This is a genomic window from Micromonospora sp. M71_S20 (genome assembly GCF_003664255.1).
In the GTDB taxonomy this organism is placed as follows: domain Bacteria; phylum Actinomycetota; class Actinomycetes; order Mycobacteriales; family Micromonosporaceae; genus Micromonospora.
In genome coordinates, this window is the sequence record NZ_RCCV01000001.1 from 3,519,726 (window position 1) to 3,532,333 (window position 12,608).

The following is a 12,608-nucleotide window of genomic DNA, read 5'->3' on the forward strand; positions in this document are numbered from 1 at the left end:
CGGCGCGGTCGGACCGGCAGGCGCGGACCCGCGACGACGGGGGGCGGGTTGTGTGCCGATTCGGGGTTCGTTAGGCGATTCTCGGGCATAGCGTCAGGCGTGGCGGCTTCCCGCCGCCGGGCCAACCGGGGGCGGGTCAGGACGATCTGACGGTGGTGCGACGTGGACGAGACCGATCCGATGATGCTGGATCAGCGGGGACGACGCGGCCAGGGCGCCGGGCTGCCCCGGCTGCTGGGCGTGGTCAGCCTCGCCCTCGGGGCCGGCAGCCTGCTCGCCCCGCGCGCGGTGGCACGGCTGACCGGCGTGGACGACTCACCCGCCGCGGGCGGGGTGATCATGGCCGTGGGCGCCCGCGAGCTGGTCCACGCGGCGGGCCTGCTCGGCGGCCGCCGGCCGGCCGGCTGGGCGTGGACCCGGGTGGCCGGCGACGCGCTGGACCTCACCCTGCTCGGGCGGGCCTGGGCGGACCGGTGCGGCGAGCGGCGTCGGCGGGTCGGCCTCACCACCGCCGCCGTCGCCGGCATCGCCGCCGTCGACCTGGTTGCCGCCGTGCGCGCCGGACGGGCCCGGGCCGCGCGCCGACGGGTCATCGACATGGAGGTCGCGGTAACCGTGAACCGGTCCCCGGCCGAGGCGTACCGGTTCTGGCGGGACCTGGAGAACCTGCCCCGCTTCATGTCCCACCTGGAGTCGGTACGCGCCGACGATCTGCGCCGGTCGCACTGGACCGCGCGCGGCCCGGCCGGCCGCAGGGTCGAGTGGGACGCGGAGATCGTTGACGACCAGCCGAACCGGTCGCTCGCCTGGCGGTCGCTGCCCGGCACCCGCGTGCCCAACGCGGGCCGGGTCCGGTTCGTGCCCGCGCCGGGCGATCGCGGGACCGAGGTCCGGGTGCGGCTGCGCTACGCCCCGCCGGCCGGCGCGCTGGGCCGGGCCGTGGCGAAGCTCTTCGGCGAGGAACCCGAGCAGCAGGTACGCGACGACCTGCGCCGGTTCAAGCAGGTGGTGGAGACCGGCGAGGTGGTCCGCTCCGAGGGCAGCCCGGACGGCATCTCCGTACGCCAGCAGGTCATGCAACGCCCCGCCCAGCCGCTGCCCATCGCCCGCCGCTGACCACCGGCCACCCGAGAGGACGAACGATGAAGGCCACCGCCTGGATGGGCAAGGACAGCGTCAAGGTCGTCGACGTGCCCGACCCGACCATCATGAACGCGCGCGACGCGATCGTACGGATCACCACGACCGCCATCTGCGGTTCCGACCTGCACCTCTACCACGGCTACATCCCCGCCATGCGCAAGGGCGACATCCTCGGCCACGAGTTCATGGGCGAGGTGGTGGAGGTCGGCCCGCAGGTACGCAACCTGCGCCCCGGCGACCGGGTGGTGGTGCCGTTCCCGATCGCCTGCGGGCACTGCTCCTCGTGCCAGCGCGGGCTCTTCTCGGTCTGCGAGAACTCCAACCCCAACGCAGGGGTGGCCGAGAAGATCATGGGGCACTCGCCGGCCGGCATCTTCGGCTACTCCCACCTGCTCGGCGGCTACGCCGGCGGCCAGGCCGAGTACGCCCGGGTGCCGTTCGCCGACGTCGGCCCGATCAAGGTTCCCGACGAGGTGCCCGACGACCAGGCTGTGATGCTCGCCGACGTGCTGCCGACCGGCTTCATGGGCGCGGAGATGTGCGACATCAAGCCGGGCGACGTGATCGCCGTGTGGGGGGCCGGCCCGGTGGGGCTGCTCGCCGCCGCCAGCGCCCGGATGCTCGGCGCGGAACGGGTGATCGTCATCGACCGGTACCCGTACCGGCTGCGGCTCGCCGAGGAGCACACCGGCGCGGAGACCATCAACTACGACGACACCGACGTGCTCGACGCGTTGAACGCGATGACCGCCGGCCGGGGGCCCGACGCCTGCATCGACGCCGTCGGCCTGGAAGGACACCACGGCAACACCGCCGTCTACGCGTACGACCGGGCCAAGCAGGCCGCCCGGGTCGAGACGGAACGGCCGTTCGCGCTGCGCCAGGCCATCCTCGCCTGCCGCAGCGGCGGCGTCGTCTCGGTGATCGGCGCGTACGGGGGCGTCGTCGACAAGTTCCCGATGGGCGCGTTCATGAACCGGTCGTTGATCATGCGTACGGGTCAGTGTCACGTCCAGCGCTACACCCGTCCGTTGCTCAACCGCATCCAGCGCGGCGACATCGACCCCAGCTTCATCATCAGCCACCGCATGCGGCTCAAGGACGCGGCCAAGGGCTACAAGATCTTCCAGAAGAAGCAGGACGAGTGCACCAAGGTCGTCCTCAAGGTCTGAGCCGGCCGTCGGCAGGGCCCTGTATTCCGGGGCCGCGCCGGTGCCGGCGGGCCGGCACCGTGCCGGGAGGGCGACAGGTCGATCGACGTACCCGGGCGCGGACGTGGCCCGCGACGGCGTGCGGCTGCCGTGGGTCACCCGGTCCGGTGGGGCGGGCGGCCCTGCGGTCGGCCGGGCCCGGGAACGGCGGGGCACCGCCGTCCCCGGACCTCGTCAGGGCCGGCTCAGGCCCAGGGGGCCGTCGGGTACCAGGGGATGATCTCGCGGCGGGCCAGCAGCCGCACGTCCCAGTACAGGAACGTGAAGGCGCCGGCGACGATGAACGCGACCGCGGTCAGGACCGCCAGGCGGCTCGGCCGGGCGCTGAACCAGCGTTGCAGGCGGGAACCGGCGAGCCAGGCCAGCAGCAGGAACAGCACCGCCATGATGACGATGTTGCCGAGGGACTGCAGCGTGAACGCCGCCGCGCCGTAGAGCGGGTTGCCGCTCTCGGCGGCGTCGCGGAACATCTGCCGGAACAACGCGAAGGGCCGGCCGATCAGGAAGCCGGCGATCAGTGCGCCCATGAAGACCATCGGGGCGTGGGGGAACCGTCGGGCGATGCGGGCGAACGGGTCCGGCACGACGCCCAGCGCGGCCAGACCGAGATAGATCATGATGAGCCCGATCACACCGAAGACCACCATGGACTGGATGCTCCTCGGCGACAGCCCGCCGGGGGCATTGGGCGCGGTGGAGAACTGCGGCATCGACGTGCCGACCAGGCCGACGACCGCGCCGTAGGCGGCCGACACCGCGACCATGCCCACTGACATCCAACCCAGCGGCTTCAGCGGCGCGACGATCCGGCTGAACCTGCCGCCCGTGGTGCCGGTCAGCGGGGCCAGGGCGCCGAACGCGGCGATGTTGCAGGCGGTGAACGTGCCCGCGATGCCGGAGACGAAGGCGAACATGATGCCGGCCGCGATGCCCTGGATGGGCGTCTCCTTGGCGTCGTGGCCGAGCAGCGTGTTGGCGACGTTGTCGCCGATGGTCCGGTCCACGAACTCCGCCGACCAGATGACGGTCAGCAGGAACCCGCCGAGGACGCTGAGGAGGATGATCAGCCCTCGCCGCCGGGGAAAGTGCCCGTTGACGAAGGCGGACGTCCCGATCCGCGCGGTGTCGGGGCCGAGCCGGACGGGCGCGTCGAGTCGCTGGGGGGACCTCTGGGTCTGCGTCACATGCGCTCCTCGGGGTCAGGGGAGGGACCTGTGGGGGAGGGACCGGTGGGTGGGAACGCGGGTGCCGTGGCGACGCGGGCACCGACGCCCGGGAGCGCGTCGACGGTCGCCGATCGACGTGGACGCGCCCGCACGGCGCCTCCGGGGAACAATGGCGCGGGTCGATGTCCGCGTTTCATCATGGGGTGGCCGTCGTCGGCCCGGTTCTTCCATCGTGCGCAGTCTCCCGGGCCGTTCTGCCCGCTCCGGGTACCGGTCAACTCCTGAACCAGCCGACTGCCCGCCTCGGCCCGCGCTCGGCGCACCCTGGTGAATCCTGAGGTGGCAAGGAACAACGCCGGCCGGCGGGACGCGACGCCGGTTGCGGCGGGGAGCAATGCCGGTCGCGGCAAGGAACGATGCGGGCGGCTGCGGGAACAACCCCGGCGGCGGCAGGAACAACGCCGGGCGCGGTGGCGCCGGCCTGAGACCGGGAACGTGCGGCGTCCACCCCGTCGGGCCTGTCGTCGGGCGCGCGATCGGAAGGGCGACCACGTTGCGCTTGTTGCCAAGAGGTTGCAATAAGCTGGGCGGGACGACGGCTTCCCCGAAAGGACCACGCATGCCGGACGCGCTCACCCGGACCGCCGTGGACGGCTCGCCGCACACCGTGTCCGAGCTGATGACGGCCTGGGGGCGCGGCTGGGCCGTCTGCCGGGGCACCCCCGCCCCCGTCGCCGTTCCCGGCGGCTTCCGGGTCGACGTGGGCCTGCCCGGTCACCGCGTACGCCACGTGCTGCACACCTACGACGCCTGCTCGCTCGGGCGGCTCGGCCGGGAGCTGACGGAGCCGGGCACCTGGATCAAGGTCAGCGGGGACCGCGCCGGCCTCCGCGCCGCCCTGCCCGACGCCTGGACGCTGGACGACGTCGGACACCTCATGAGCGCGCCGCTGACCCCGGGCGCGGTCGAGCCGCCCGCCCCGTACGCGACGCGGGTCGTCGTCGAGGGCGGGGGCGTCGTCGCGACGGTCCTGGACGCGGCCGGGCACCGGGCGGCGTCCGGGCGGCTGGCCGGCGCCGGGGAGTTCGGCATCGTCGACCAGGTCGAGACGGAGCCCGCCCATCGGCGGCGCGGGCTGGGTAGCGCCGTCGTGCGGGCGCTCTGCGACCACGCGGCGAGGCTCGGGATGCGCACCGGGATCCTCGTCGCCACCGACGACGGACGCGCCCTGTACCGCGCGCTCGGCTGGACGGTGCGGTCGGACGTGTCGGGGGCGTACCTCAGGGAGGACCCGGGCCCGACCTGACGTCCGGCCGAGCCGGGCGACGGGCGGAGCCGACCCGTGGACGGTGGCGCGTGGTGGCCCCGGTCAGGGGATGGGCCACTCGTGGACCGGCCGGTTGCTGTGCATCAGCGTCACGTAGTGCCGCACCACCTCGCGCAGCGCCTCCGGCCGGTCGAGATGGTCGGCTGACTCCAGCCGGTGCAGGGTCTCCACCTGCCAGCTCGCCCCGTTGCGCCCGGTCAGGCACCGTTGCTCGATGACGCCGAGCAGCCGGTCCCGCTCGTCCGGGTCGAGGCCCCACCGGTCCAGCCCGTGGTGGGCCAGCGGCAGCAGCCGGCGCAGCACCAGTTCGGTGACCGGGAGGTAACCGAGGCCGGGCCAGAAGACCTGGGCATCGATGCCGTGCCGGGCGCAGGCGTTGAAGTTCTCCTCGGCCGCGCTGAACGACATCTGCGACCACAGCGGCCGGTCGGCCTCGGCGAGCGCCCGGACGAGACCGAAGTAGAAGGCGCCGTTGGCCACGGTGTCGAGCACCGTCGGCCCGGCCGGCAGCACACGGTTCTCCACCCGCAGGTGCGGGCGGCCCTTCAGCACGTCGTACACGGGGCGGTTCCAGCGGTAGACGGTGCCGTTGTGCAGCCGCAGCTCGGCGAGCTTCGGCACGTCCCCCCGGGCCAGGGCCTCGGCCGGGTCCTCCGCGTCGCAGACGGGCAGCAGCGCCGGGAAGTAGCGCACGTTCTCCTCGAACAGGTCGAACACCGTGGTGATCCACCGCTCGCCGAACCACACCCGGGGGCGTACGCCCTGGGCCTTGATCTCCTCCGGACGGGTGTCGGTCGCCTGCTGGAACAGTGGGATGCGGGTCTCCCGCCACAACTCCCGGCCGAAGAGCAGCGGCGAGTTCGCCCCCAGGGCCACCTGGATGCCGGCGATCACCTGCGCGGCGTTCCAGTAGTCGGCGAACTGGGCCGGGCTGACCTGGAGGTGGAACTGGGTGCTCGTGCAGGCCGCCTCCGGGGTGATGGTGTCGGCGGTGACCGCGAGCCGTTCCACGCCGTTGATCGCGATCCGCAGGTCCTCGCCGCGGGCGGCGAAGATCTGCTCGTTGAGCAGCGCGTAGCGCGGGTTGGCCGACAGCGTCTCGGCGGTCAGGTGCTCCGGCCGCAGCGTCGGCAGGATGCCGATCATCACCATGTGCGCGTCGACGTCGCGGGCCCTGGTCTCGGCGGCGTTGAGGCTGGCCCGTACGGTCTCCTCGAACTCGCGGGTGCCGGTGCCGGCCAGCCGGCGCGGGGCCACGTTGATCTCGACGTTGAACTGGCCCAGCTCCGTCTGGAAGCTCGGGTCGGCGATGGCGGCCAGCACGTCGGCGTTGCGCATGGTCGGCATCGAGTCGTCGTCGACCAGGTTCAGCTCGATCTCCAGCCCGGTCATCGGCCGTTCGACGTCGAACCGGGACTCCCGGAGCATCTCGGCGAAGACGTCCAGGCACCGCCGTACCTTCTCGCGATAGCGGGCCCGGTCCTCGCGACTGAAGGTCCGTACGCCGACGTCCTCGCCCATGGTCACCGCCCTGTCACCGTTGGTTCCCCTAACCTCGCACGTCCGGGGCGGGCCGGGGAAGACCCGAAGCTTCTTGTACGTACCCACCTCGGGCCCGCGTGATCCCTGTCGCCTCCACCGCTCGTGCGTCCGTCCGGGCCGGCGGGGTGGCTAGCATGTGCGGCAACCGGTGGGGGAGTGACGATGCGCGAGAAGATCACCAGGCTCTTCGTGGCGGCGGCGATCGCCGAGGCCTGCTCCTGGCTGGCCCTGCTGATCGGCATGGCCGTCAAGTACGGCCCCCCGGGCAACGAGATCGGCGTGAAGATCTTCGGCCCGGTCCACGGCGCGCTCTTCGTCGCGTACGGCCTGCTGGTCCTCGCGGTGGCCCGGCTGCACCGGTGGCGGCTCTGGCCCACCCTCGTGGCCCTGGCCTGCGCCGTACCGCCGTTCGCCACCCTGATCTTCGAGCGCTGGGCCGCCCGGCGGGGGATGCTGCGCGCCGCGGGCGAACCGGACCGGCCGCTGACCCCCGTCGGCTGACCGCCGCCCCGCAGGCCGGAGGGCCGGCCGGCAGCCGCGCGGTCAGCCCGCGAGGAAGTCGGCCAGCGCGGCGGCGAGCTGCTCCGGGGCCTCCTCGGCCATGTGGTGGCCCGAGTCGACCGAGGCCACCCGCACGTCGTCGGCCCAGTCCCGCCAGATGGCCGCCGGGTCGCCGTACAGCTCGACCATGTCGTCGCGCTCAGACCAGCAGAACAGCACCGGGCAGGCGATCCGCCGCCCGGCGGCCCGGTCGGCGTCGTCGGCCGCCCGGTCCGGGCCGAGCCCGGCCCGGTAGTCCTCGCACATCGCGTGCACCGTCGCCGGGTCGTGGATGGCCCGGCGGTAGTCGGCGTACGCCTCCTCGCCCATGGCCGCCGGCGACCCGTCGTACCAGGCGTCCGGGTCGGCGGTGATCACCCGCTCCGCCGGCTTGTCCGACTGGCCGAGGAAGAACCAGTGCCACCAGCGGGCCGCGAACCTCGCGTCGGCGCGTGCCAGGGCCTCGCCGATCGGTACCCCGTCGAGCACGCCCAGCCGGCTGACCCGCTCCGGGTGGTCCAGCGCCGTGCGCATCGCCACGTAGCAGCCCCGGTCGTGCCCGACCACCGCCGCGCGGTCGTGTCCGAGCGCGTCGAGCAGGCCGACCACGTCGCGGGCCATCGCCCGCTTGGCGTACGCGGTGTGCCCGGGGTCGCTCGGCGGCTTCGACGAGCCGCCGTAGCCGCGCAGGTCCGGGCAGATGACCGTGTGTTCGCGGGCCAGCAGCGGCGCGACCCGGTGCCAGGTCGCGTGGGTGCGCGGATGCCCGTGCAGCAGCACCACGGGTGGGCCCGAACCGCCGTGTCGTACCCGCAGCCGGACCTCGCCGACGTCGATGCGCTCCAGCGTGAATCCCTCGAACATGCTCGCCACGGTGCCCGCCGGCGCGCCGCCGGAAACCGTGCCGGCCGTCAGGTCAGCGCGGACCAGGCCACCACGGCGGCGACCAGCAGCGCGCCCAGCACCGCCTGGAGCAGCAGCGGCGGCCCGAGGTGCGACCACAGGGTGGCGGTACGCGGGATGAGCAGCTGGCCCGTCGTCAGGTTCACGATCCGCTCGATCTTCGGCGGCAGGTCCGGGTCGCCCTGCCGGCGCAGCGTGAGCTGCACGTGGTCGGCGGGGTGCAGGGCGCTCTGCGGCAGGTGCCCGTGCAGCTCGACCTCGCAGAGCCGCCCGGCCGTGTCGCGCAGCCGCACCGGGGTGACCAGGTATTCCGGGCCCTTCTTCAGGTCCTTGAACCGTCGACGCGCGGCGCCGGAGCCGGCGGAGAACAGGGATCGGACCAGCGCCATCAGCAGTCCGGCCACCCCGGCCGCCGCGAGCACCGCCACCAGCACCGGCTGGCCGATGCGCACCTCGCGCGGGTAGCCGTCCATCAGCCGGACGATCCGCCCCGTCACGATCCGGTCGGTCGGGTGGACGATCCGCCGGATGTGCAGGTCGCTGTCCATCTCCACCACCCAGAGTCCGGTTGCGTTCACTCATGGTATCGGTCGTCCGGGTTGAACGACATGAATGAAATGCCCTCACGCGCTCGCGGCGGGCCAGGTGACAACCGCAGCGGCGCGGGTAAGCGGGGGGCCGAGCTGGAAAGGGGTCGAGCATGCAGCTGTCCTTCCTGCGCCCGCTCTACGACCGGCCGGGACCGTGGGTCTCGGTGTACCTGGACGCGTCCGCCAACACCGAGGACGCCCACCCGGCGCTCGATCTGCGCTGGCGGGCCCTGCGTCAACAACTTCAGCAGCAGCGCGCCGACGTGGACACCATCGACGCCGTCGAACGCGTCGTCCGGGGCCACGATCCGATGCCCGGCAGCTACGGGCTGGCGGTCTTCGGCGCCCGGGGCCGGGTGGTGCTGTCGGAGTACCTCTCCGCCCCGCCGCTGCGGGACCTGGCCGCGTACACCTCGCTGCCGCACGTGATGCCCATGCTGGCGCAGCGCGGCGAGCAGGTCGCCTGGGTGCGGGTGCTGGCCGACCGCACCGGTGCCGACGCCATGGCGATCAGCGCCGGCGGCGTGCCGCGCCGCGCCCACGTGACCGGCCGGGAGGACTTCCAACTGCGTCGGGTGCAGCCCGGCGGCTGGTCGCAGTCGCACCACCAGCGGGCCGCGATGGAGGCCTGGCACCACAACGCGGGCGACGTCACCGCGGCCACGGTGGAGCTGGCCGAGAAGGTCGGCGCGGAGGTGGTGGTGGTCGCCGGCGACGTGCGCGCCACCGGCGTGATCGCCGCCCAGATGCCGGAACGCTGGCAGGACCTGATGGTCCGCACCGACGCCGGGTCCCGGGGCGGCGGCGCCGACCAGAGCCTGCTCGACGACCTCACGGTGCAGACCATCGCCGAGGTGGCCGACCAGCGGATCTCCGCAGTGCTGGACCGGTTCGGCATGCAGGAGGACGTCGGCGCCGGGCTGGACGCCGTGGTGTCCGCCCTGCAACGCAACCAGGTCGAGACGATGCTGATCGTCGACGACCCGTCCGCCACTGGGGAACTCTGGATCGGGCCGGACCCGACCGAGATCGCCACCGACCCGGGGCAGCTCGCCGCCATGTCCGTACGCGACCCGGAGAAGGTCCGCGCCGACGCCGCCCTCGTGCGCGCGCTGGTCGGCACCGACGCCGAGCTGACCGTGCTGGGTCCGGACGAGGCGCCGGAGTTGACCGACGGCGTCGGCGCGGTGCTGCGGTACGTCGACGCCGGCACGCCGGGGCGTGGCGATGGCTGAGCGTACGGTGGCCGACCTGGTGGTCGAGCGACTGCGCGCCTGGCGGGTGCCGCGGGTCTTCGGCTACCCCGGGGAGGCCATCGCCCCGGTGGTCGAGGCGTTGGACGCCTCGGGCGGGGACCCGGCGTTCGTGCCGGCCCGGCACGAGGAGACCGCCTCCTACATGGCCACCGGGCACGCCAAGTTCACCGGCGGGATCGGGGTCTGCCTGGCCACCCAGGGGCCGAGCGCCGTCCAGCTGCTCAACGGCCTCTACGACGCCAAGCTGGACAGCAAGCCGGTGGTGGCGATCGTCGGCGAGGACGTTTCGGGTCCGCTCGGCGCCGCCCACCAGGAGATCGGGCTGAGCCGGCTGTTCGCCGACGCCTGCAACCAGTTCGTCCGCTACGGCCGCGTCCCCGACGGGGTGCCGGCCCTGCTCGACCAGGCGTTCCGAACCGCCGCCGCCACCCGCAGCCCGGTCTGCGTGGTGCTGCCGCGCCAGTTGCAGGAGGCCACCGTGCCCGACCTGCAGTCGCACGCGGCCGGGGTGCTCTCGGCGACGCCGGGGGAGCCGCTGGCGCGGGTCCTGCCGCACGACGCCGACCTGGACGCGGCCGCCCAGCTGTTCGCCAACGGCCAGCGGACCGCGATCCTGGTCGGCCAGGGCGGCCGGGGCGCGGCCGGAGAGATCGTCGCCCTCGCCGACCGGCTCGGCGCCGGGGTGGCGGCCTCGCTGCTGGGCAAGCCGGTGCTCGACGAGCGGCTGCCCTTCCACGCCGGCGTGCTCGGCGAGGTCGGCACCCCGGCCGCCGCCGAGCTGATGGGCGGCTGCGACACGCTGCTGCTGGTCGGCACGAACGACCCGTGGACGGACTACTTCCCGATGCCGGGGCAGGCGCGCACGGTGCAGATCGACATCGACGGGCGCCGGATCGGCACCCGCTACCCGGTGGACGTGCCGCTCGTGGGCGACGCCCAGGAGACGCTGCGGGCGTTGCTGGCCCGCGTGCCCGACCGGCCGAACGCCCGGTGGCGGGAGACCGTCGAGGGCTCGGTCGACCGGTGGCGGGCCGAGCGGGCGGACCGGGCCGCCGCCCCCGCCGAGCCGGTGAACCCGCAGCTCGTGCTGCACGAACTCTCCACCCGGATCCCGCGCCGCGGGGCGGTGGCGGTGGACGTCGGATCGGTCATGTACTGGTACGCCCGGCACCTGGAACTGCCCCCGGGCGTCACCGCCCAGCTCTGCGGCACGCTCGGCTCGATGGGCTGTGCCCTGCCGTACGCCGTGGCGGCCAAGCTCGCCGCCCCGGACCAGCCCGTGATCGCCCTGCTCGGCGACGGCGCGATGCAGCTCAACGGGCTGGCGGAGCTGATCACCGTGGCGCACCACTGGCGGGAGTGGCGCGATCCCCGCCTGGTGGTGCTGGTGCTCAACAACCGGGACCACTCCGGCATGGGCGGCGGCCGTACGCCCACCGCCCCGACGCTCCGCCGACCCGATGTGCCGTACGCCGGCTGGGCGCGCCTGCTCGGCCTGCACGGGGTGCGGGTGGACCGGCCGGAGCTGGTGGGGGCGGCCTGGGACGAGGCGCTGGCCGCCGACCGGCCCTGCGTACTGGAGGCGGTGGTCGACCCGGCGGTGCGGCTGGCGCCGCCCGAGCCCGCGTTCGCGGACCTGCGCGAGGTGTTCGCCGAGGGCGACGCCGCCCGACGGGTGCGCGACCGCATGCTCGCCGCCGGGGTGGCCGTGGAGGTCGACGACCTCGTTTAACGGCCCACCCGACGGGCACTGAGGACGGGCAGTACGACGTTGGAGGTCACCTTGTCCGAGTCCCCGGATCGCCGGTACGGTCCCGCGCCCCTGCCGCAGCCCCGTGGACCGGTCTCGGCGGCGCTGCTGGACGCGCTGCGGCGGGCGCCGCACGACCTCCCGGCGGGGCTCGGCGACGGGCTCGACCCGGCCGACCCGCTCACCGACGAGGACCTTCAGCTCACCCTCTTCTGCTGCTACGAGCTGCACTACCGCGGCTGGCGGGGCGTCGACGAGGGCTGGGAGTGGCAGCCGTCCCTGCTCGCGCTGCGCGCGTACGCCGAACGGCACTTCGAGGCGGCGGTGCGCGCGCTGGTGGGACCCCTGCCGACGGCGCTGCCCGGCGGGGTGCCGGCGGCCCTGGCCGACGTGGTCGCCGCCGACGACGGGCCCTCGCTCGCCGGCTATCTGCAACGCCGGGCGTCGCTGGCCCAGTTCCGGGAGTTCGTCACCCACCGCTCGATCTACCACCTGCGCGAGGCCGACCCGCACAGCTGGGCCCTGCCGCGCCTCGGCGGGCCGGCGAAGGCCGCCCTGGTGGAGATCCAGATGGACGAGTACGGCAACGGGCGGCTGGACCGGATGCACGCCGAGCTGTTCCGGGTCACCCTGGACGAGCTGGGCCTGGACACCGGCTACGCCGCCCACCTGGACGCCGTGCCGGCGGTCACCCTGGCCACCAACAACCTCATGTCGCTGTTCGGGTTGCACCGGCGGCTGCGCGGCGCGCTGCTGGGGCACCTCGCCGCGTACGAGATGACCTCCTCGCTGCCGAACCGCCGCTACGGCAACGGGCTGCGCCGCCTCGGCCTGGACGCGCGGGCCACCCGCTTCTACGACGAGCACGTGGAGGCCGACGCGGTGCACGAGCAGATCGCCGCGCACGACCTCTGTGGGGGACTGGTCCGGGTGGAGCCGGGGCTCGCCCCGGACGTCCTCTTCGGCGCCGCCGCCGCGCTGGCGGTGGACCGGCTCTTCGCCGCGCACCTGCTGGACGCCTGGACCGCCGGCCGCACCTCCCTGCGCCCCACCGCCGCACCGATCCGAATCGACCTGCGCGACCGCCCGCGCCCCGCCGACCTCCCCGCCGCCGTAGCCTGACCCCCGCCTCCCACCCCACCCGCCCCACCCGCGCCCCGCCCCCGGGGCGGTGATGGCC

General features: G+C 74.1%; 11 protein-coding genes. 7 read left to right on the forward strand and 4 right to left on the reverse strand.

Annotation, left to right across the window (positions count from 1 at the left end; translation table 11 throughout):
* Positions 1–162 precede the first annotated feature (162 nt).
* Together DER29_RS36080 and DER29_RS15125 are read left to right on the forward strand one after the other, a co-directional pair.
* Complete coding sequence (locus DER29_RS36080; protein ID WP_305036123.1) at positions 163–1,116, forward strand: SRPBCC family protein; 954 nt, start codon at positions 163–165, stop codon at positions 1,114–1,116.
* 26 nt (positions 1,117–1,142) lie between these two features.
* The gene (locus DER29_RS15125) at positions 1,143–2,315 is read left to right on the forward strand and encodes a zinc-dependent alcohol dehydrogenase (protein ID WP_121397920.1); all 1,173 of its coding nucleotides are present in this window, start codon (positions 1,143–1,145) and stop codon (positions 2,313–2,315) included.
* Positions 2,316–2,539: 224 nt separating this feature from the next.
* On the opposite strand, the gene DER29_RS15130 is transcribed toward DER29_RS15125, so the two are convergent.
* Positions 2,540–3,538: a hypothetical protein gene (locus DER29_RS15130; protein WP_233599815.1), complete on the reverse strand. Its 999-nt coding sequence runs from the start codon at positions 3,536–3,538 to the stop codon at positions 2,540–2,542.
* Between the two features lie 601 nt (positions 3,539–4,139).
* On the opposite strand from DER29_RS15130, the gene DER29_RS15135 reads away from it, so the two are divergent.
* Positions 4,140–4,826 (forward strand): GNAT family N-acetyltransferase, encoded by a 687-nt coding sequence (locus DER29_RS15135; RefSeq protein ID WP_121397921.1) that lies wholly within the window; start codon positions 4,140–4,142, stop codon positions 4,824–4,826.
* A 63-nt stretch (positions 4,827–4,889) separates the two neighbouring features.
* Here the strand turns inward: DER29_RS15135 and DER29_RS15140 are convergent, their stop codons facing one another.
* A complete protein-coding gene (locus tag DER29_RS15140) occupies positions 4,890–6,368 on the reverse strand; it encodes a glutamate--cysteine ligase (protein ID WP_121397922.1) in 1,479 nt (492 codons plus the stop codon).
* A 183-nt stretch (positions 6,369–6,551) separates the two neighbouring features.
* On the opposite strand from DER29_RS15140, the gene DER29_RS15145 reads away from it, so the two are divergent.
* Positions 6,552–6,890: a DUF3817 domain-containing protein gene (locus DER29_RS15145; RefSeq protein ID WP_121399244.1), complete on the forward strand. Its 339-nt coding sequence runs from the start codon at positions 6,552–6,554 to the stop codon at positions 6,888–6,890.
* Positions 6,891–6,932: 42 nt separating this feature from the next.
* Here DER29_RS15145 and DER29_RS15150 read toward each other — a convergent pair whose 3' ends face one another.
* Both DER29_RS15150 and DER29_RS15155 read right to left on the reverse strand, forming a co-directional pair.
* The gene (locus tag DER29_RS15150; protein WP_121397923.1) at positions 6,933–7,793 is read right to left on the reverse strand and encodes an alpha/beta fold hydrolase; all 861 of its coding nucleotides are present in this window, start codon (positions 7,791–7,793) and stop codon (positions 6,933–6,935) included.
* A gap of 47 nt (positions 7,794–7,840) precedes the next feature.
* Positions 7,841–8,389 (reverse strand): hypothetical protein, encoded by a 549-nt coding sequence (locus tag DER29_RS15155; RefSeq protein WP_121399245.1) that lies wholly within the window; start codon positions 8,387–8,389, stop codon positions 7,841–7,843.
* A 143-nt stretch (positions 8,390–8,532) separates the two neighbouring features.
* Between DER29_RS15155 and DER29_RS15160 the strand changes: the two genes are divergently transcribed.
* The 3 genes from DER29_RS15160 to DER29_RS15170 are packed head-to-tail and all read left to right on the forward strand — an operon-like array spanning position 8,533 to position 12,550.
* A complete protein-coding gene (locus tag DER29_RS15160; protein WP_121397924.1) occupies positions 8,533–9,657 on the forward strand; it encodes a Vms1/Ankzf1 family peptidyl-tRNA hydrolase in 1,125 nt (374 codons plus the stop codon).
* Positions 9,650–11,410, forward strand: coding sequence for a thiamine pyrophosphate-binding protein (locus tag DER29_RS15165; RefSeq protein WP_121399246.1), 1,761 nt, complete (start codon positions 9,650–9,652; stop codon positions 11,408–11,410). Before DER29_RS15160 ends, DER29_RS15165 begins: the two co-directional genes overlap by 8 nt.
* 51 nt (positions 11,411–11,461) lie before the next feature.
* Positions 11,462–12,550: an iron-containing redox enzyme family protein gene (locus tag DER29_RS15170; RefSeq protein ID WP_121399247.1), complete on the forward strand. Its 1,089-nt coding sequence runs from the start codon at positions 11,462–11,464 to the stop codon at positions 12,548–12,550.
* Positions 12,551–12,608 lie beyond the last annotated feature (58 nt).

Excerpts from the sequence above, each read along its gene's own strand:
- DER29_RS15125 (WP_121397920.1), top strand. The coding sequence starts at position 1,143 with ATGAAGGCCACCGCCTGGATGGGCAAGGACAGCGTCAAGGTCGTCGAC.
- DER29_RS15135 (WP_121397921.1), top strand. The coding sequence starts at position 4,140 with ATGCCGGACGCGCTCACCCGGACCGCCGTGGACGGCTCGCCGCACACC.
- DER29_RS15140 (WP_121397922.1), bottom strand. The coding sequence starts at position 6,368 with ATGGGCGAGGACGTCGGCGTACGGACCTTCAGTCGCGAGGACCGGGCC.
- DER29_RS15145 (WP_121399244.1), top strand. The coding sequence starts at position 6,552 with ATGCGCGAGAAGATCACCAGGCTCTTCGTGGCGGCGGCGATCGCCGAG.
- DER29_RS15150 (WP_121397923.1), bottom strand. The coding sequence starts at position 7,793 with ATGTTCGAGGGATTCACGCTGGAGCGCATCGACGTCGGCGAGGTCCGG.
- DER29_RS15160 (WP_121397924.1), top strand. The coding sequence starts at position 8,533 with ATGCAGCTGTCCTTCCTGCGCCCGCTCTACGACCGGCCGGGACCGTGG.
- DER29_RS15165 (WP_121399246.1), top strand. The coding sequence starts at position 9,650 with ATGGCTGAGCGTACGGTGGCCGACCTGGTGGTCGAGCGACTGCGCGCC.